Origin of the sequence: Kluyvera sp. NPDC087067, from assembly GCF_044745165.1 — a bacterium.
Classification (GTDB): Bacteria; Pseudomonadota; Gammaproteobacteria; order Enterobacterales; family Enterobacteriaceae; genus Kluyvera.
Genome location: NZ_JBIUZS010000006.1, coordinates 281,260 through 301,546, shown reverse-complemented (window position 1 = coordinate 301,546; position 20,287 = coordinate 281,260). Strand labels below are relative to the sequence as shown.

At 55.6% G+C, this 20,287-nt stretch carries 14 protein-coding genes; 11 read left to right on the top strand and 3 right to left on the bottom strand.

The features are described 5' to 3' along the window. The first annotated feature begins 82 nt into the window (after positions 1–82). The 4 genes from ACIPDS_RS16970 to pspG all read left to right on the top strand — a co-directional run bounded on the left by ACIPDS_RS16970 (position 83) and on the right by pspG (position 3,575). Entirely contained in the window at positions 83–571 is a 489-nt protein-coding gene (locus ACIPDS_RS16970) for a cupin domain-containing protein (protein WP_166517280.1), read from the top strand. A gap of 173 nt (positions 572–744) precedes the next feature. Then, entirely contained in the window at positions 745–1,992 is a 1,248-nt protein-coding gene (traF, locus tag ACIPDS_RS16965) for a conjugal transfer protein TraF (protein WP_400738196.1), read from the top strand. Between the two features lie 205 nt (positions 1,993–2,197). Next, positions 2,198–3,196 carry a tRNA dihydrouridine(20/20a) synthase DusA gene (gene dusA / locus ACIPDS_RS16960; RefSeq protein ID WP_400738193.1) on the top strand — a complete coding sequence of 333 codons (999 nt, stop codon included), beginning with the start codon at positions 2,198–2,200 and terminating at the stop codon, positions 3,194–3,196. A gap of 139 nt (positions 3,197–3,335) precedes the next feature. Beyond that, positions 3,336–3,575 carry an envelope stress response protein PspG gene (pspG, locus tag ACIPDS_RS16955; protein ID WP_166517265.1) on the top strand — a complete coding sequence of 80 codons (240 nt, stop codon included), beginning with the start codon at positions 3,336–3,338 and terminating at the stop codon, positions 3,573–3,575. 171 nt (positions 3,576–3,746) lie between these two features. On the opposite strand, the gene ACIPDS_RS16950 is transcribed toward pspG, so the two are convergent. Continuing rightward, a complete protein-coding gene (locus tag ACIPDS_RS16950; protein ID WP_400738189.1) occupies positions 3,747–4,730 on the bottom strand; it encodes a quinone oxidoreductase in 984 nt (327 codons plus the stop codon). 66 nt (positions 4,731–4,796) lie between these two features. Here ACIPDS_RS16950 and dnaB point away from each other — a divergent pair, with 66 nt between their 5' ends. From dnaB to ACIPDS_RS16925, 5 genes are all read left to right on the top strand, one after another. Next, positions 4,797–6,212: a replicative DNA helicase gene (dnaB, locus tag ACIPDS_RS16945; protein WP_400738186.1), complete on the top strand. Its 1,416-nt coding sequence runs from the start codon at positions 4,797–4,799 to the stop codon at positions 6,210–6,212. Between the two features lie 45 nt (positions 6,213–6,257). Further along, positions 6,258–7,337 (top strand): alanine racemase, encoded by a 1,080-nt coding sequence (gene alr, locus ACIPDS_RS16940; RefSeq protein ID WP_400738183.1) that lies wholly within the window; start codon positions 6,258–6,260, stop codon positions 7,335–7,337. Between the two features lie 426 nt (positions 7,338–7,763). Further along, positions 7,764–8,957, top strand: a complete 1,194-nt coding sequence (tyrB, locus tag ACIPDS_RS16935) for an aromatic amino acid transaminase (RefSeq protein ID WP_400738180.1) — start codon at positions 7,764–7,766, stop codon at positions 8,955–8,957. 199 nt (positions 8,958–9,156) lie between these two features. Next, on the top strand, positions 9,157–9,870 hold the full coding sequence (gene aphA / locus ACIPDS_RS16930; RefSeq protein WP_166517271.1) for an acid phosphatase AphA: 714 nt from the start codon (positions 9,157–9,159) through the stop codon (positions 9,868–9,870). Between the two features lie 227 nt (positions 9,871–10,097). Next, complete coding sequence (locus ACIPDS_RS16925) at positions 10,098–10,451, top strand: MmcQ/YjbR family DNA-binding protein (protein WP_166517282.1); 354 nt, start codon at positions 10,098–10,100, stop codon at positions 10,449–10,451. On the opposite strand, the gene uvrA is transcribed toward ACIPDS_RS16925, so the two are convergent. Beyond that, positions 10,452–13,277 carry an excinuclease ABC subunit UvrA gene (gene uvrA, locus ACIPDS_RS16920; RefSeq protein ID WP_166517272.1) on the bottom strand — a complete coding sequence of 942 codons (2,826 nt, stop codon included), beginning with the start codon at positions 13,275–13,277 and terminating at the stop codon, positions 10,452–10,454. A gap of 251 nt (positions 13,278–13,528) precedes the next feature. On the opposite strand from uvrA, the gene ssb1 reads away from it, so the two are divergent. Next, positions 13,529–14,068 carry a single-stranded DNA-binding protein SSB1 gene (gene ssb1 / locus ACIPDS_RS16915; RefSeq protein ID WP_166517273.1) on the top strand — a complete coding sequence of 180 codons (540 nt, stop codon included), beginning with the start codon at positions 13,529–13,531 and terminating at the stop codon, positions 14,066–14,068. Positions 14,069–14,253: 185 nt separating this feature from the next. Here the strand turns inward: ssb1 and ACIPDS_RS16910 are convergent, their stop codons facing one another. Then, entirely contained in the window at positions 14,254–15,771 is a 1,518-nt protein-coding gene (locus tag ACIPDS_RS16910; protein ID WP_400738307.1) for a transporter substrate-binding domain-containing protein, read from the bottom strand. A 365-nt stretch (positions 15,772–16,136) separates the two neighbouring features. Here ACIPDS_RS16910 and ACIPDS_RS16905 point away from each other — a divergent pair, with 365 nt between their 5' ends. Further along, positions 16,137–20,282 carry an RHS element core protein gene (locus tag ACIPDS_RS16905; RefSeq protein WP_400738174.1) on the top strand — a complete coding sequence of 1,382 codons (4,146 nt, stop codon included), beginning with the start codon at positions 16,137–16,139 and terminating at the stop codon, positions 20,280–20,282. The last annotated feature ends 5 nt before the right edge of the window (positions 20,283–20,287 follow it).

The window sequence follows — 20,287 nt, the reverse complement described above, 5'->3', positions numbered from 1 at the left end:
TGTTATGCCGGAAACACCGAGTTTCCACCAGTGTGCTATAGGTGTGTTATGGCAGGCACAGTTCACACTCAGGACGAAAATGATGAAAAGACCCGATTGCATTCGCCATTGGCACGATGTTGAAGGACCCGATAATTCGACTTATCCCGATAGCGAAGAACGTTTTGCTATTGGCGCCCCGCTGGCTCGCGCGCTGGGGTTAAGGCATATCGGTATTCACCACGAGCGATTACCGCCCGGCCGCCGCACCTCTTACCCGCACGCTGAAAGTGATGAAGAAGAGTTTGTTTATGTGCTGGAGGGCTACCCTCAGGCGTGGATCAACGGCTATTTGTGGAAACTTGAGCCGGGTGACAGCGTGGGTTTTCCGGCCGGAACCGGGGTTTGCCACACCTTTATCAATAACACCTCAGAAGAGGTGCGTTTATTGGTGGTTGGTGAGGCAAATAAGCGTTCAAACCGCATCTACTATCCGTTAAACGCTTCGTATGCCGTGACGCGCGAAGACCGTTGGGTGGATCATCCGCCGCAGTTTTTTGGCCCCCATGACGGAAAACCCGGGCGGAATTAACGATCCTCTTCTATAAAAGAGTAGGGCGCTTACTAATAACGATAGCCCTGTCGAAAATTTCAGTTAAGGGAACAAGACACTTTTTGTCCCGTTATTCACAGCAATAGTTCGTCTCTCTCCAGGTGATAACGGAGGGAGCGTTGTTTCATAACAGACAATAAGACGGGCAAACTGTGAAAAAAAACGAAAAATTTTCGCTGATGGGGATCGCTGTCTCTTTTTTAGTGGCAGGACAGGCAGGGGCAGCAAACGGATGGACGGAAGCCAGAAATGACGCCATGGGTGGCACCGGTGTGGCGTCCGGGAACTATGGCAGCGGCGTGCTGATTAACCCGGCGTTGCTGGCGAAATCCAGGCCGGACGACGATGTGACGGTAATCCTACCAACGATTGGCGCGCAGATATCGGATAAAGACAATCTGCGCGATAAAATCGATGATATCAGCGATGATGTGAACAATTATCGCCATTCTCTCGACAATATTAATCTTTTCGATCTGTTTATTCCCGGCAGCCCTGGCTATCGACAGGTTTCCTCAGCGGCAGGGGATTTAGCCAATCAGCTCTCATCATTGCAAGGCAAAACCGCCAGCGCGAAAGCCGGGGCGGGGCTGGCGGTGAGTATTCCAAATGAGACACTGGACGTGGCGTTTGTCGCGAAAGCGAACGCCCGGGCGCGAGTGAGTTCGTATATCGACCAGGGTGATATCGACCTGCTGCGCGGCGTTGAAGCGGTGCCTTCCAGCGCATTGGCGGTTAACCCGCAAAATCTTAAATCAAAAGGCTATGGTCGGGCGGCGATCGTCTCCGACTACGGGGTAGCCATTGCCCGCCAGTTTGATGTTGGCGGCGTTCCCGTATCCTTTGGCGTTACGCCAAAACTGCAAAAAACCTGGCTCTACAACTACACCGTGTCGATCTACAACTTCAGCAGCGACGATATCAATAGCAGCCGCTATCGTAACGACGACACCGGTTTTAACGTCGATGCCGGAATGGCCGCCGATTTTGGCGAGAACTGGACGGTGGGGTTGAGCGGGCAAAACCTGTTCTCCCGCGATATCGACACCAAAGAGGTGGGCGGTGTGCGCGACACCTACCAGATTCGCCCACTGGTGACCGCAGGCGTGGCCTGGCATACCGATATGCTGACCCTGAGCGCCGACGGTGACCTGACTGAAACCAAAGGCTTCAAGAGTGAGGAAAGCTCGCAGTATGTCGGCGTGGGTGCCGAAGTGCGTCCGCTCGACTGGCTGGCGCTGCGCGCAGGTTATCGCGCGGACGTCAAAAACAACGACAGCAACGTCTTCACCGGCGGCGTCGGCTTTGCGCCGTTTAACCGGGTACACCTCGACCTGATGGGACTCTACGGCGAAGACCAAACCTGGGGCGCAGGCGCGCAGGTTAGCGTCACGTTCTAAACCGCACTCGCCCCGGAGTCGGTGCTTGCGCACCTCGTCCGGGCTACCTCTATTGGTAGCCCGGCCAAGCGCAGCGCCGCCGGGGAATTTCCTGGCCAATAGCCAAATTTTCTCATGCAGGTGCTCCGATGCGGCTATTACATCTCCACCTTAGCTTTGTGCTATAGTACCCGCCCCCCTTTTTTCGGATGCTTAAATAATCGCCATGTTGTCAGAAACTTCGACTGCTGCTTTCCCCGCTCACCGTTTCTCCATCGCGCCGATGCTCGACTGGACGGACAGACACTGCCGCTACTTCCTGCGCCTGCTGTCGCAGCACACGCTGCTGTATACCGAAATGGTGACCACCGGGGCGATTATTCACGGTAAAGGCGACTATCTGGCCTACAGCGACGAAGAGCACCCGATTGCACTACAGCTTGGTGGGAGCGATCCGGCCGCGCTGGCGCACTGTGCGAAGCTGGCGCAGGAGAGAGGCTATGATGAAATTAACCTCAACGTTGGCTGCCCGTCTGACCGCGTACAAAACGGCATGTTCGGTGCCTGCCTGATGGGCAACGCGCAGCTGGTGGCGGATTGTGTGAAGGCGATGCGCGATGTGGTATCTATCCCGGTAACGGTCAAAACCCGTATCGGCATTGACGACCAGGACAGCTACGAATTTCTCTGCGACTTCATTGACACCGTATCTGGTCGCGGTGAATGCGAGATGTTTATTATCCATGCGCGTAAAGCGTGGCTTTCTGGCTTAAGCCCGAAAGAGAACCGTGAGATCCCGCCGCTCGACTATCCACGTGTTTATCAGCTCAAGCGTGATTTCCCGCACCTGACCATGTCCATCAATGGGGGCATTAAGTCGCTGGAAGAAGCCAAAGCGCATCTGCAACATATGGACGGCGTGATGGTGGGTCGCGAAGCCTATCAGAATCCAGGTATTCTGGCGTCCGTCGACCGTGAAATCTTTGCTGCCAGCGGTATGGATGCTGACCCGGTGGCGGTGGTGCGTGCGATGTATCCGTACATTGAACGTGAGCTGAGTAACGGCACCTATCTGGGCCACGTGACCCGTCATATGCTGGGGCTGTTCCAGGGCATTCCGGGCGCGCGCCAGTGGCGTCGCTACCTGAGTGAAAATGCGCATAAACCTGGCGCCGATATCAATGTGCTGGAGCACGCATTGAAGCTGGTGGCCGATAAGCGCTAATTATTTCGCTAAAACCTGGTCAAATTCACCACGCCTTACACAATGCTGTAAGGCGTTTTTGTTTGTATTCAATAAGTTAGTTTTGGCACGATTCTTGTAATGATCCCAGCAGAAAAGCGTTTAATGAGGGAGAACGACCATGCTGGAACTGTTATTTGTGATTGGATTTTTTGTGGTGCTGCTGGTGACCGGTATCTCTCTGCTCGGCATTATTGCCGCGCTGGTGGCTGCCACCGCCCTGATGTTTGTCGGTGGTTTGTTCGCGATTATGCTTAAACTGCTGCCGTGGTTGATTCTGGCGGTGGTCGCCGTGTGGGTTATTCGGGCGATTAAATCACCGAAAAATCAGACCTGGCGCAGCAACTATCGGAGGTATTGAGGCGTTCGTCACAACCTCAATAATTTTGCATAAAACGCCGTAGGTTTTGCGTAATAAATCTGTCACTATGGCTCGGTTAACGAATTCATCGAGCTGTACCCTACATACAGCCGAACTAAAAAAAGAAAGGGCTTCCTACGGGAAGCCCTAGTCTTTTGTGGGCGGGAAAATTTACGGGATCAGCAGGCTTGAGCCCTGTGTTGCCCGGCTCTCGAGAATTTCATGGGCGCGCCGCGCCTCTTTCAGCGGGTACTTCTGGCTGTCTGCCACATCCACTTTTATGATGCCGCTGGCGATAAGCGAAAACAGCTCATGGCTGGCCTCTTTAAGCTCATCATAATTTGTGATGTAGCCGTTAAGGGAAGGGCGGGTGACAAACAGCGAACCTTTCTGATTAAGGATCCCCAGATTGACGCCGGTCACCGGGCCGGATGAGTTACCAAAGCTGACCATCAGGCCACGGCGTTTTAAGCAGTCGAGCGACGCTTCCCAGGTATCTTTGCCCACCGAGTCGTACACCACCGGGAGTTTTTTACCGCCGGTAATCTCTTTCACCCGCTCGGCAATATTCTCATCCCGATAATTAATGACCTGCCAGGCGCCCGCCTGTTTAGCGCGCTCGGCTTTTTCTGCGCTGCCTACCGTACCGATAAGCTTCGCGCCTAACGCTTTGGCCCACTGACAGGCAATCAGCCCGACGCCGCCTGCCGCTGCATGGAACAAGAACGGCTCGCCGGGTTTAATTTCATAGGTTTTACGCAGCAGATAAAAGACCGTTAAACCCTTGAGGAATGACGCGGCGGCCTGCTCGTAAGAGATCGCCGCGGGCAGCAGGGCGACTTTATCCGCGGGCACGTTATGCACTGAGCTGTACGCGCCAAGCCCGGACTGTGCGTATACCACGCGATCGCCCGCTTTAATGTGCTTAACGTTGCTCCCCACCTGGCTGACCACGCCCGCCGCTTCGGTACCTAACCCGCTCGGCATGGACGGCGGTGGATAGAGGCCGCTGCGAATGTAGGTATCGATGTAGTTGATGCCGATGGCTTTGTTTTCCACCTGCACTTCGTTTTCGCCGGGGGCTGATGGGGTGAACTCGACCGCGTTAAGCACTTCGGGGCCGCCATGTTTGCTAAATTCAATACGGGTTGCCATGCTTCCTCCAGAACGATTATGTGGTAATCTTTCGACCCACTCTTTATCTCGGTAATACCATTCACTATGGCAGCAAATAAACCCTTCAACAAACCGCAAACCGAACCTCGCGAGCGCGATTTTCAGGTTGCTGGTCTGAAAGTCCCGCCGCACTCGATTGAAGCGGAACAATCGGTGTTGGGCGGTCTTATGCTGGATAACGAGCGCTGGGACGACGTCGCAGAGCGTGTGGTGTCTGATGATTTCTATACCCGTCCGCATCGCCATATCTTCACCGAAATGGGCCGTTTGCAGGAATCCGGCAGCCCGATTGACCTGATAACGCTCGCGGAATCGCTTGAGCGGCAGGGGCAACTGGACAGCGTCGGCGGTTTTGCATATCTGGCAGAGTTATCAAAAAACACGCCAAGTGCGGCGAACATTAGCGCTTATGCGGATATCGTTCGCGAACGTGCCGTTGTCCGTGAAATGATCTCGGTGGCTAACGAAATCGCCGAAGCCGGTTTCGACCCTCAGGGCCGCACCAGCGAGGACCTGCTGGATCTGGCGGAATCTCGCGTCTTTAAAATCGCTGAAAGCCGCGCCAATAAAGACGAAGGCCCGAGAAACATTACCGAAGTTCTCGACGCTACCGTCGCCCGTATCGAGCAGCTTTTCCAGCAGCCGCATGACGGCGTTACCGGCGTGAACACCGGCTACGATGATCTCAATAAAAAAACCGCAGGCCTTCAGCCATCGGACTTGATTATTGTGGCGGCGCGTCCGTCGATGGGTAAAACGACATTTGCCATGAACCTCGTCGAAAATGCGGCGATGTTGCAGGATAAACCGGTACTGATCTTCAGTCTCGAAATGCCATCAGAACAGATTATGATGCGTTCCCTGGCATCATTGTCGCGCGTTGACCAGACCCGTATTCGTACCGGCCAGCTCGACGATGAGGATTGGGCGCGTATCTCCGGCACCATGGGGATCCTGCTGGAAAAACGTAACATCTATATTGATGACTCCTCCGGCCTGACGCCGACGGAAGTTCGCTCTCGTGCTCGCCGTATCGCCCGTGAACACGGCGGTATCGGGCTAATTATGATCGACTACCTCCAGCTGATGCGCGTGCCGTCGCTTTCCGACAATCGTACGCTGGAAATTGCCGAAATCTCCCGCTCGCTCAAAGCCTTAGCTAAAGAGCTTCACGTGCCGGTGGTGGCGCTATCGCAGCTTAACCGCTCCCTGGAACAACGTGCGGACAAGCGCCCGGTCAACTCCGACCTGCGTGAATCCGGCTCCATCGAGCAGGATGCCGACTTAATCATGTTCATCTATCGTGATGAGGTTTATCACGAAAACAGTGACTTAAAAGGCATTGCTGAGATTATTATCGGTAAACAGCGTAACGGCCCAATCGGTACGGTGCGCCTGACGTTTAACGGTCAATGGTCGCGTTTCGATAACTACGCAGGGCCGCAGTACGACGACGAATAACAAGCAAATCAGGTTTATTAAGCAAACACTTATCAAGGAACACAAATGCAAGCGGCAACTGTAGTCATTAACCGCCGCGCTCTGCGACACAACCTGCAACGTCTGCGTGAACTGGCGCCTGCCAGTAAGCTGGTTGCGGTGGTGAAAGCGAACGCCTACGGACACGGTCTTCTTGAGACCGCGCGAACGCTCCCCGACGCCGATGCTTTTGGCGTGGCCCGTCTTGAAGAAGCATTGCGCCTGCGTGAGGGCGGGATCACTCAGCCTATCCTGCTGCTGGAAGGCTTCTTCAATGCAACAGACCTGCCGACCATCTCGGCGCAGCATCTGCACACCGCCGTACATAACGTTGAGCAGCTCGAAGCGCTGGAAGCGGCACAGCTGAACGAACCGGTCACCGTGTGGATGAAGCTTGATACCGGCATGCATCGCCTGGGCGTTCGCCCGGAAGAAGCCGATGCCTTTTATCAGCGCCTGAGCCAGTGCAAAAATGTGCGTCAGCCGGTGAATATCGTCAGCCACTTTGCCCGTGCCGATGAGCCCGAAAGTGGTGCGACGGAACGCCAGCTTGATATTTTCAACACCTTTACCGAAGGCAAGCCGGGCCAGCGTTCGATTGCAGCCTCTGGCGGGATCTTGCTGTGGCCGCAGTCGCACTTTGACTGGGCACGTCCGGGGATCATTCTCTACGGCGTCTCACCGCTAGAGCACAAGCCCTGGGGCCCGGATTTTGGAATGCAGCCGGTGATGTCGCTGACTTCCAGCCTGATTGCCGTCCGCGAGCATAAAGCGGGCGAGGCGGTCGGCTACGGCGGCACGTGGATTAGCGAACGTGACACCCGTTTAGGCGTGGTGGCCATGGGCTACGGCGACGGTTATCCGCGCGCGGCGCCTTCCGGTACGCCGGTGCTGGTGAACGGTCGGGAAGTGCCGATTGTCGGTCGTGTGGCAATGGACATGATCTGCGTCGATTTGGGGCCTGCCGCCGCGGATAAAACCGGTGACCCGGTGATTCTATGGGGTGACGGGCTACCGGTTGAGCGTATCGCAGAACTCACAAAAGTGAGTGCTTACGAACTTATTACGCGCCTGACTTCACGGGTGGCGATGAAGTATATCGATTAGTTTTACGCCGCTGTTCCCCGGCGTCACTGCGTTCGGTCAGGCTACGAATACCGTGGTGCGCCGGATGGCGCTGGCGCTTATCCGGCCTCCATGGGTGTTGGCTCTGGCCGGATGGCGCTTGCGCTTATCCGGCCTACATTGGGTGTTGGCTGTGTGCCGGATGGCGCTGACGCTTATCCGGCCTACATTGGGTGTTGGCTGTGTGCCGGATGGCGCTGGCGCTTATCCGGCCTACATGGGTGTTGGCTGTGTACTGGATGGCGCTGGCGCTTATCCTGCCTGCATCGCGTGTGTACTGTAGGCCGGATAAGGCGTTTACGCCGCCATCCGGCAATCTTGCGACTAAGCGAAACAACCTCTCGATCTTCTTTCCCATCCGGTTTATTGTGTTATTTCCTGCCTTCTGTAAACCTGGAGAACCATCGCGTGTTTCAAAAAGTTGACGCCTATGCGGGCGACCCCATTCTTTCGTTAATGGAACGCTTCAAAGAAGATCCCCGCAGCGAGAAAGTAAACCTCAGCATCGGCCTGTTCTATAACGAAGACGGTATCATCCCGCAGCTAGACTCCGTGGCAAAAGCTGAAGCACGTTTGAATGCGCAGCCGCACGGTGCGTCCTTATACCTGCCGATGGAAGGGCTTAACAGCTATCGCCATACCGTAGCGCCGCTGCTGTTTGGCGCAGACCACCCGGTTCTCCAGCAACAGCGCGTCGCCACTATCCAAACGGTTGGCGGCTCCGGCGCGTTAAAAATTGGCGCTGATTTCCTCAAACGCTACTTCCCGGGCTCCGGCGTATGGGTCAGCGACCCGACCTGGGAAAACCATATTGCCATTTTTGAAGGTGCGGGCTTCACCGTCGGCACTTATCCGTGGTTTGACAGCGAAACCAACGGCGTTCGCCTTAATGCACTGCTGGAAGCGCTAAACGCACTGCCGGCACGCAGTATTGTGCTGCTGCACCCATGCTGCCATAACCCAACCGGTGCGGACCTGACGCATCAAGAGTGGGATGCGGTGGTTGAAGTGCTGAAAGCGCGTGAGCTGATCCCGTTCCTCGACATCGCCTATCAGGGCTTTGGCGCGGGGATGGATGACGATGCCTACGCGATCCGCGCCATTGCCGATGCAGGTCTGCCTGCGCTGGTCAGCAACTCATTCTCCAAGATTTTCTCCCTTTACGGCGAGCGCGTTGGCGGCTTATCGGTTGTTTGCGAAGACAACGAAACGGCGCTGCGCGTGCTGGGGCAGCTTAAAGCCACCGTCCGCCGCAACTACTCCAGCCCGCCAAATTACGGTGCGCAGGTAGTGGCAACGGTACTGGGCGACGCGCAGCTGAAGTCCCAATGGCTGGCTGAAGTGGAAGGGATGCGCGTACGTATCCAGAACATGCGCGAAGCGTTAGTGCAGGTGCTGAAAGAAGAGATGCCGAACGGTAATTTTGACTATCTTCTTAAGCAGCGTGGGATGTTCAGCTACACCGGCCTTAGCGCCGCTCAGGTGGATCGTCTGCGCGATGAGTTTGGTGTTTACCTCATTGCGAGCGGCCGTATGTGCGTGGCTGGACTCAATACTCGTAACGTTCGTCGTGTCGCAAAAGCGTTCGCTGCTGTAATGTAAGTGGGTGCTCACTCTGGCTTGGAGCATTATTCCAGGCCAGAGTGCAATGAAAGCCTCAAAGTGTGATCACCTTACTTTTTCCAGGATTATTCTCAGAAAAACCTTCCTTTCCCCCCTCCCAGACGGTAAGGTCGCAGGGCTTTTATTTGAAGCGCCTCTCACTTTATGACAATAACGACTCGACGATTTAAGGGAAACCATGCGCAAGATCACGCAAGCTCTCAGTGCCGTCTGCTTGTTATTTGCACTGAATTCTACGGTGACGGCCCATGCTTCGTCACCGTCTCCGCTCTATCCCGGTACCGATGTGGCGAAACTTGCCGAACAAGCGCCAATCCACTGGGTTTCAGTCGCCCAAATTGAAAATAGTCTGCTCGGCCATCCGCCGATGGCGGTCGGTTTTGATATCGATGATACCGTGCTGTTTTCCAGCCCCGGCTTCTGGCGCGGACAAAAGACCTACTCACCGGATTCCCAGGATTACCTGAAAAACCCGGAATTCTGGGAAAAAATGAACAACGGCTGGGATGCTTTCAGTATTCCGAAAGAGGTGGCCCGCTCGCTGATTGCGATGCACGTGAAGCGCGGCGATAGCATTTACTTTGTGACCGGCCGGAGCCAGACCAAAACCGAAACCGTATCAAAAACGTTGCAGGACGATTTTCTGATCCCCGGCGCCAGCATGAATCCGGTCATTTTCGCCGGTGACCATCCGGGCCAGAACAGTAAAACCCAGTGGCTTAAAGAGAAAAATATCCGCGTGTTCTACGGTGATTCTGATAACGACATCACCGCCGCGCGTGAAGTGGGGGCCCGTGCTATCCGCGTCCTGCGCGCTTCTAACTCGACCTATCGCCCGCTGCCGCAAGCCGGTGCATTTAACGAAGAAGTGATCGTTAACTCCGAGTACTAACGCCAAACCGTTGTAGGCCGGATAAGGCGTTTACGCCGCCATCCGGCAGCATAGAGCAGATGGCCGGATGGCGCTTCGCTTATCCGGCCTACAATTTGTACCAATAAATGATGCTTTTTTAGTCAAAATAAGCTGCTGGGAGGTTTATCCTTTCGGCATCTTGCTGCACACTGAAATGATGCTTTTTTGCACAAAAATGGTTTGTGAGACTTAAAGGAGTAAAAATGATGACCAGTTCGGATCTTCTGCAGTACTGCATGGCGAAGCGTGGCGCGGAACAGAGCGTACACAGTGACTGGAAGGCAACACAGATTAAAGTGGCCGACGTGCTGTTTGCGATGGTGAAAGATGTTGAAGACCGCCCGGCGGTGTCGCTGAAAACCAGCCCCGAACTGGCAGAACTGCTGCGCCAGCAGCATAAAGATGTGCGCCCAAGCCGCCATCTCAATAAAGCGCACTGGAGCACCGTTTACCTGGACGGCTCGCTGCCGGGCTCACAAATTTATTATCTGGTGGATGCGTCGTATCAGCTGGCGGTGGATCTGCTGCCGGAAACGCTCCGACAGCAGCTCTACTCGTGATTAACCCAGCAAAGGCTTCAGGAAACGCGCGGTGTGCGAGGCTTCGCAGTTAGCCACCGTTTCTGGCGTACCGGAAACGAGGATTTCACCCCCGCCGCTGCCGCCTTCAGGCCCCAGGTCGACAATCCAGTCCGCCGTTTTAATGACGTCGAGGTTGTGCTCAATCACCACGATGGTGTTGCCCTGATCCCTAAGCTGATGCAGCACTTCCAGCAGCTGTTGGATGTCCGCAAAGTGCAGGCCGGTCGTTGGCTCATCCAGAATATACAGCGTCTGGCCGGTGCCGCGTTTTGACAGCTCACGCGCCAGCTTCACGCGCTGGGCTTCACCGCCGGACAGCGTGGTCGCCGACTGGCCAAGACGAATATAGGTGAGGCCTACATCCATCAGCGTTTGCAGCTTACGCGCCAGCGCCGGAACGGCATCAAAGAACTCACGCGCTTCTTCAATGGTCATATCCAGTACTTCGTGGATGGTCTTGCCTTTGTACTTAATCTCCAGCGTTTCGCGGTTATAGCGTTTGCCTTTGCACTGATCGCACGGCACGTAGATATCCGGCAGGAAGTGCATTTCGACTTTGATGACGCCATCGCCCTGGCAGGCTTCGCAGCGTCCACCGCGCACGTTAAAGCTAAAGCGCCCCGGCGTATAACCACGGGTACGTGACTCCGGTACACCGGCAAATAGCTCACGCACTGGCGTGAAGACGCCGGTGTAGGTTGCCGGGTTAGAGCGCGGCGTACGGCCAATCGGGCTCTGGTCGATGTCGATAACCTTATCGAAATGCTCAAGCCCCTGCACGTCACGATACGGCGCGGGTTCGGCGATGGTGGCACCATTGAGCTGAGTCTGGGCAATCGGGAACAGCGTGTCATTGATCAGGGTCGATTTACCCGAACCGGACACACCGGTGATGCAGGTAAACAGGCCAACCGGCAGCGTCAGGGTCACGTCTTTTAAGTTGTTACCCGATGCGCCCGTCAGTTTGAGCACTTTTTCCGGGTCTGCCGGCACACGATTTTTTGGCACTTCAATTTTACGTTTACCGCTCATGAACTGCCCGGTTAACGACTCCGGCACCGCCATAATGTCGTCAAGCGTCCCTTCCGCGACAACCTGACCGCCATGCACACCCGCGCCTGGGCCAATGTCGATAACGTGGTCGGCGGCGCGAATGGCATCTTCATCATGCTCAACCACAATCACCGTGTTGCCAAGATTACGCAGGTGGATAAGCGTTCCCAGCAGACGTTCGTTATCGCGCTGGTGCAGGCCGATTGACGGTTCGTCCAGCACGTACATCACGCCAACCAACCCCGCGCCAATCTGGCTCGCCAGACGGATACGCTGGGCCTCGCCGCCGGACAACGTTTCCGCTGAACGCGACAGGGTCAGGTAGTTCAGGCCCACGTTGACCAGGAACTTCAGGCGATCGCCAATCTCTTTTAGCACTTTCTCAGCAATTTTTGCTCGCTGACCGGATAGCTTCATGTTGGTGAAGAAATCCAGCGCATGACCAATGCTCATATCCGAGATGGTGGGCAGCGGCGTATTCTCAACGTACACGTGGCGCGCTTCGCGGCGCAGACGGGTGCCGTCGCAGCTGGTGCAGGAGCGGTTGCTGATAAATTTCGCCAGTTCTTCACGTACTGCGCTGGATTCCGTCTCTTTATAACGGCGCTCCATATTGTGCAGCACGCCTTCAAACGGATGGCGACGCACGGAGGTGTCGCCACGGTCGTTGATGTACTTAAATTCAATCGACTCTTTGCCAGACCCGCTAAGAATTGCTTTCTGCGCGGTGGCGCTCAGGCTTTCCCATGGCGCTTCTACATCGAACTTGTAGTGCTCTGCCAGCGATTTCAGCATCTGGAAGTAGTAGAAATTGCGGCGATCCCAGCCGCGAATTGCGCCACCGGCAAGCGATAGCTCAGGGTTCTGGATAACGCGGTCAGGATCGAAATATTGCTGCACGCCCAGACCATCACAGGTCGGGCAGGCGCCAGCCGGGTTGTTGAACGAGAACAGGCGCGGTTCCAGCTCGCGCATGCTGTAGCCGCAAATCGGGCAGGCGAAGTTGGCGGAGAACAGCAGCTCTTCCGCGTTCGGGTCATCCATATCGGAGACCACCGCCGTACCGCCGGAGAGATCCAGCGCGGTTTCAAAGGACTCAGCCAGACGCTGCGTCAAATCGTCACGAACTTTAAAGCGGTCAATCACCACTTCAATGGTGTGTTTCTTTTGCAGTTCGAGCTTTGGCGGATCGGACAGGTCACACACTTCGCCGTCAATACGCGCGCGGATATAGCCCTGGCTTGCCAGGTTTTCCAGCGTTTTGGTGTGCTCGCCTTTGCGTTCTTTAATGATAGGCGCCAGCAGCATCAGGCGTTTGCCTTCAGGCTGTGACAGCACGTTATCGACCATCTGGCTGACGGTTTGCGCCGCCAGCGGCACGTCGTGGTCCGGGCAGCGCGGTTCGCCGACGCGAGCGTACAGCAGACGCAGATAGTCGTGAATTTCGGTGATGGTGCCGACGGTAGAGCGTGGGTTGTGCGAGGTCGATTTCTGCTCGATAGAAATCGCTGGCGACAGCCCTTCAATATGATCGACGTCCGGCTTTTCCATCAACGACAGGAACTGACGCGCATAGGCAGAAAGCGATTCTACATAGCGGCGCTGTCCCTCGGCGTAGAGGGTGTCGAAAGCCAATGAGGATTTACCAGACCCAGACAGCCCGGTCACGACAATCAGTTTGTCGCGAGGGATGACGAGGTTGATGTTTTTGAGATTATGGGTGCGGGCGCCCCGAACTTCGATCTTATCCATTCACCTTTCCCGGTAGAAGATACACGGATTGCCTGGTTTGTTTGAAGGACAAACGGCAGAAACGGCTAATTATGACACAACTTAACCTGAATGAATATACAGTATTGGAATGGCCAATGGAGTAACTGATGAAAATTGCAGCGCAATAAGATGTTTAGTGGAATCTGCCTCGCAGCTACCAAAATAGCGTCTGGAAATGATACACTGGCGCGTTTACACTTAATCAAGACACATATTCAGGAGAGACAAACATGGCCAGCAGAGGCGTAAACAAGGTGATTCTCGTCGGTAACCTGGGCCAGGACCCGGAAGTGCGCTATATGCCGAATGGTGGCGCAGTTGCCAACATTACGCTGGCTACTTCCGAATCCTGGCGCGATAAAGCGACCGGTGAAATGAAAGAGCAGACCGAATGGCACCGCGTCGTGCTGTTTGGCAAGCTGGCGGAAGTTGCGGGCGAATACCTGCGTAAAGGCTCTCAGGTTTATATCGAAGGCCAGCTGCGTACCCGTAAATGGACCGATCAGTCCGGTGCTGAAAAGTACACCACTGAAGTGGTCGTGAACGTGGGCGGCACCATGCAGATGCTCGGCGGCCGTCAGGGCGGCGGCGCACCAGCAGGCGGTAATGCTGGCGGCCAGCAGCAGGGCGGTTGGGGTCAGCCTCAGCAGCCACAGGGCGGCAATCAGTTCAGCGGCGGCGCGCAGTCTCGTCCGCAGCAGCAGCCTCAGTCTGCACCAGCGCAGTCCAACGAACCACCAATGGACTTCGACGACGATATCCCATTCTAAGACTCGCGCTTTCGCGAACTCAGAATATCAAAACCCTGCTTCGGCAGGGTTTTTGCTTTTTAGAGCCGACCGTTTAAGCCAACGCTCTGACCCTGTATTTGTAGGCATGATAAGCGAAGCGCCATCAGGCAAAACCACGCAGCGGCTTAGCTCCGAGAGGTAATGTAGTCGCGGCGTTCGCGCGTTCAGTTAGTTACTGATGTGTCATTGAGAACCGGCAGAATCGGTGGTTTCCCGGTTGCCACCCGTTTGCGGTTCATCTCATCGAGAATCAGCCGATAAGCGATGTAGTATTTATAGATATTGCTGACGTAGGTCACCGTCTCAGCGCCAATCTTCTCGGCAGCAAGATTTTCGACGTTACCAAACCAGATATCGGGATCAAAACCGCGTTTTTTCGTTTCCACCCGCAGCCGGGCAATACGTGCTGGCCCGGCGTTATAGGATGCGAAGGAAAACAGCGCCTTATCCAGCTGCGTCATGGGTTCGTCGGCATAGTAACGATCGATCATCCAGCGCATATATTTCACACCGGCATGAATGTTGGGATCCAGCAGCTTGATATCGCCCACCTGCAACTCTTTGCCGGTTTTTGGCATCACCTGCATCACGCCAATCGCCCCGACGTGGCTACGCACCGACTGATCGAGCCGCGATTCCTGATATCCCTGCGCGGCCATCAGGAGCCAGTCAACATCATAACGGTCGCCATATTTTCTGAATACTTCCACCATCTTAAGAAACTTGCGGCGCTCCCTCTCAGCGGCGGCATTCTTAACGTAGTCCGCGCTCTTCAGATAACGCAGCAAAAGCGTATTCCCCAGCGTACTGCCCTGACGGTGATCCTTCACGAAATCATTAAGTTCCGCCAGGAGCTTAGGATTATTTTTACGCACGGCCCAGGCGATACTGCCGCCATCGCGTAGCACTATCTTTTCGTGTACCTCAATTTTGGGGAAAATCTGTTTCCAGAATATCGCTTTGTGGCGGTCGACCACGGTCAGTTGAATCAGCCCCGCGTTAAGCATCTCCAGCAGATCTTCATCCTCCAGCGCTTCAGGAGCCGGTTTGATGATGATAAGAGGGCGCTTTTCTTCGGTGAACCGCGCATTCAGGGCAGCCAGGCTTTCGTAATAGCTTGATGAGAGACGCACAAATACCGTCTTGCCGGAGAGATCGTCCAGACTCTTTATTTGCACAGACGCAGGGCCTGAGATCAGCAGTTCTTTGATCCCGGAGTAGAGCGGTTGGGTGAAGGCGACTTCTTGCTGACGTGAAGGGGTGATGGTGAGGTTGGCGGCGGCGATATCTCCTTTACCTTCATTGAGAGCGGTAAAAAGCGTATCTCGCGTTACCGGCACGAAGATTATCCGTACCTTAAGATGGCGCTGCTTAAGCTTCTTATCTTTCGCCAGTTGTGCATTCAGACTGTGCTCAAAGGCGGCGAAAATATCGTGAGTTGCCCCGCGCTGCTGGCCTTTAGTGATGAAAAAAAAGGTCTTGCTGTAGGTGGTTAACACCCGAATCACCCGCCGGTCGAGCTGTCCGGGAAGATCGCCTGTCCACGGCTGCATAATAGTTTCGATATTGACCTCCAGCGCTTCAGATGACGCATCCTTCGTAGAAGCGGCATAGGTCGGGTGAATCAGCATAAGGGCGCTAAGGCAGGGGATGAGGAGACGACAAAAGAAGGTGGCGTTCATGGTGCGGCACTCGGCAGGACGCATCCATTTATTTTAGTCGATGGGGATTAAAATACTGCCCTGAGTTTGGCTGGTCTGCTTAAGACCTTTTGCATGAAATAAATATTTATTTAGCTTTTTATCTCGTTCCTGACAGACGTACTCTATTTTACCGGCATGATTCCTTGCCTCTCATGGAATCATTACTGGGCGATATCTAAGATTGTGGCTCATCACTGAATTTTATTAATAAACTGAAAATTAAGAGTTTTTTACTTCCTCTGGCATAAAAATAAAGCACTCATCACATCTTCCCGAATCGTTATTGCTTCTAATACTTTTGCACTCTCTGGTGCATATGGATGAACAGCAAAAGGATTTGAGCGATGAGTGGAAAACCGGCGGCCCGTCAGGGGGACATGACAAAATACGGTGGCCCGATAGTGCAGGGCTCGCTGGGTGTGATGATTGGTGCGCCCTCCGGCGTCGCCTGTTCGGTGTGTCCCGGCGGGGTGACCTCCGGCAACCCGGTCAACCCGCTGCTGGGGGCGAAGGTGCAGCCCGGCGAGACCGATATCGCGCTGTCCGGCCCGCTGCCGTTTATCCTCACCCGCTCATATAACAGCTACCAGACGAAAACACCGGCACCGGTGGGGCTGTTCGGCCCCGGCTGGAAAATGCCCGCCGACATGCGCTTACAGCTGCGCGATGCAGCGCTGATTCTGAACGACAACGGCGGGCGAAGTATTCACTTTGAACCGCTCTTTCCGGGCGAGTGCTCGTACAGCCGCAGCGAGTCCTTCTGGCTGGCGCGGGGCGGGATTGCTGCCCTGCATGACAGTCATCCGCTGCATGCACTCTGGCAGACGCTGCCGGAAGATATCCGCTTAAGCCCGAATATTTATCTGGCAACGAACAGCTTTCAGGGACCCTGGTGGATACTCGGCTGGGCAGAGCGGGTGCCGGGCGTGGATGAGGTGCTTCCCGCGCCGCTGCCGCCGTACAGGGTACTGACCGGGCTGGCGGACCGTTTCGGTCGTACCCTGCGCTATCACCGCGCGGTAGAGGGTGAGCTGGCCGGCCACATCACCGGCGTCACCGATGGCAACGGGCGGCGGTTTCAGCTGGTGCTGACCACCCAGGCACAGTGCGCGGAAGCGGCTGAAGTGCCATACCCGCAAACCCTGCCCGCCGCCGGATACGGTCAGGACTGCGGTATACGCCTGTCCCAGGTGTGGCTGACGCATGACCCGCTGTTTCCTGACGACCTTCCCGCCGCCCCGCTGGTACGCTACGCCTACTCCCCGCGCGGTGAACTGCTGGCGGTCTATGACCGTGGCGATGTGCAGGTGCGCCGCTTCTCTTATGACCCGCAACACACCGGCAGAATGGTGGCCCAGCAGTACGCGGGGCGTCCTTCGGTTTCTTACGAATATGACACCGATGACCGGGTTATCGCCCAGCATCACCCCGACGGCCTGAGCTACACCTACGCCTATGGTAAAAACACCGTCACTATCACCGACAGTCTGAACCGCCGCGAGGTCTTACACACCGAAGGCGAAGGCGGCCTGAAGCGGGTGGTGAAAAAAGAATTCGCCGACGGCAGCGTGACTCACAGTGAGTTCGACGGTTATGGCAGGTTAAAGGCACAGACCGATGCCGCCGGACGGCGCACGGAATACAGCCGGACGGTCACCACGGGTATCGTCACGGAGGTGATGTGGCCGGACGGCCGGAAAACACGCTACGGCTATAACCGCCAGAGCCAGCTGACCGCCACGACGTACCCGGACGGCCAGCACAGCAGCCGTGACTATGACGAAATGGGCCGGCTGGTGAAGGAGACCTCGCGCAGCGGTGAAGTCACGACGTACAGTTATGACGACGTGAGCAGTGAACTGCCTTCCTCGGTACAGGATGCGACCGGCAGCCGCAAGAAGATGCGCTGGCGGGACGACGGGCTGCTGCTGGCCTTTACCGACTGCTCGGGATACCAGACGCGCTACGAGTATGACCGCTTCGGTCAGATGACGGCGATGCACCGCGAGGAAGGACTGAGCGTTTACCAGACCTATAACCGCCGTGGTTTTCTGGTTTCCCGGAAAGATAATGACGGTCATGAAACCCGCTACGACTACAACGCCGCCGGTGACCTGACCACCGTGACCGGCCCGGACGGTAACCGGACAGAAACCCACTACGACAGCCGGGGCAACATCATCAGCACCACCCAGGGCGGCCTGGCGCGGAAAATGGCCTATGACGCCGCAAGCCGCTTAACCACGCTCACCAACGAAAACGCCGCCACCACAACGTTCAGTTATGACGTCATGGACCGCCTGACAGAGCAGACCGGCTTTGACGGCAGATGCGAGCGCTATCAGTATGACCTGACCGGAAAACTCACGCAGAGCCGCGATGAAAACCTCATCACCGGCTGGCACTACGATGAAGCCGGCCGCCTGACCCACCGCAGCGTCAACGGTGAGCCCGCAGAACAGTGGCAGTACGACGAGCGTGGCTGGCTGACCGATATCAGCCACCTCAGCGAAGGCCACCGCGTTGCCGTACACTACGGCTACGACCACAAAGGCCGGCTCACCGGCGAGCGCCAGACGGTGCGCCATCCGCAGACAGACGAACTGCTGTGGCAGCACGAAACCCGGCAGGCCTACAGCGAGAAAGGGCTGCCTGACCGGTTTAAACCGGACAACCTGCCGCCTGTCGAGTGGCTGATCTACGGCAGCGGCTATCTCGCGGGGATGAAGCTCGGCGATACCCCGCTTATCGAGCTGACCCGCGACCGTCTGCACCGGGAAACGCAGCGCCGCTTCGGAGCTTACGAGCAAACCAGCGCTTACACCGCAGGCGGTCAGCTAGAGCATCAACACCTGAACCACGAAACGCTGAACCGTGACTACGGCTATAACGATGCCGGACAGCTGATACAGATTCACAGCCCGCTGCAGACCCGGCACTACCGCTACAGCGACAGCGGACGCCTGACCAGCGTGCGCACTCTCGCCGCCAGTCTGGATATCACTATCCCGTATGCCACCGACCCGACGGGCAACAGATTACCGGACCCGGAGCTGTACCCGGACAGCCCGTTTACCGAATGGAAAAATAACCGCATCACCGAAGATGCACATTACCTCTACCGTTATGACCTCCACGGCAGGATTACAGAGAAAACCGACCGCATCCCCGACTACGCGGCGCGGATGGACGATGAGCGCACCCATCGCTACGACTACGACAATCAGCACCGCTTAACTCACTACACCCGCACGCAGTACAACACCGTGCAGGCGGAAGCCCGCTACCTCTATGACCCGCTGGGCCGCCGCATCGGCAAGCAGGTGTGGAAACTGGAACGCGACCACCCTGACCACGACCAGATGGCCTTCTCCCGTAAACCGTACGTCACCTGGTACGGCTGGGACGGCGACCGGCTGGTGACGGAGCAGACGCAGCAGACCCGCATCCAGACGCTGTACACCCCGGGCAGCTTCACCCCGCTCCTGCGCATCGAAACCGCCACCGCAGAGCTTGAGAAAAGCCAGCGTCGCAGCCTGGCAGAGAAGCTCCAGCAGGAAGGCAGCGAGAACGGACAGCCGCTAATGATGCCGCCGGTGCTGATACAGATGCTGGACAAACTTGAAGCAGAGTTGCGGGTCAATGCCGTCAGTGAGGAAAACCGCCGCTGGCTGGCAGGCTGCGGCCTGACGGTGGAAAGAATGGCGGCACAGCTGGAGCCGGTATATGAACCGCCGCGACAAATCCACCTGTACCACTACGACCACCGGGGCCTGCCGCTGGCACTGGTGGACAGCGAAGGAAACGTCGTCTGGCAGGCGGAGTACAATGAGTGGGGTTATCAGCTCAGTGAGAATAACCCGCATAACATCACGCAGAATATTCGCCTGCCGGGCCAGCAGTATGATGAGGAATCGGGGCTGCACTACAACCGGCACCGGTATTATGAGCCGCTGACGGGAAGGTATATCACGCAGGATCCGATAGGGCTGGCGGGAGGATGGAATCCATACCAGTATCCATTAAATCCAGTTACTAATATAGATCCTCTTGGTCTATATGATTTCAAATCGAAAAATATAGATGATGTAGGGCGATATGCATTAGCGATGTGCAATGCCCAATCCATAAGTGAAAATAAAGAATATGGTGGGGTAATATGTAAGAAAAAAGGTGAGTATTTCTCGTTGCAAGCTAAAAGAGCAGATGAACACGATAGCATTGATTTACGTAATATGAAATGCCCGGAAGGAACCAAAAAAGTAGGAGATTATCATACTCATGGATTTTATTCAGATCTGGACGGTAACATTACAACCAAAGAGAATGATTCTTACGATAGCTTGCACTTTTCACCTCGTGATTTAACAAATTCTTATATGAATGGGATGGGGAAAAGAGAGTATGTAAGTTATTTAGGTACACCTGATGGAACTTATCTTAAATATAACCCAAAAGCCAATGGTAACGGAGTTTCAACAATTAATTGAAGGAA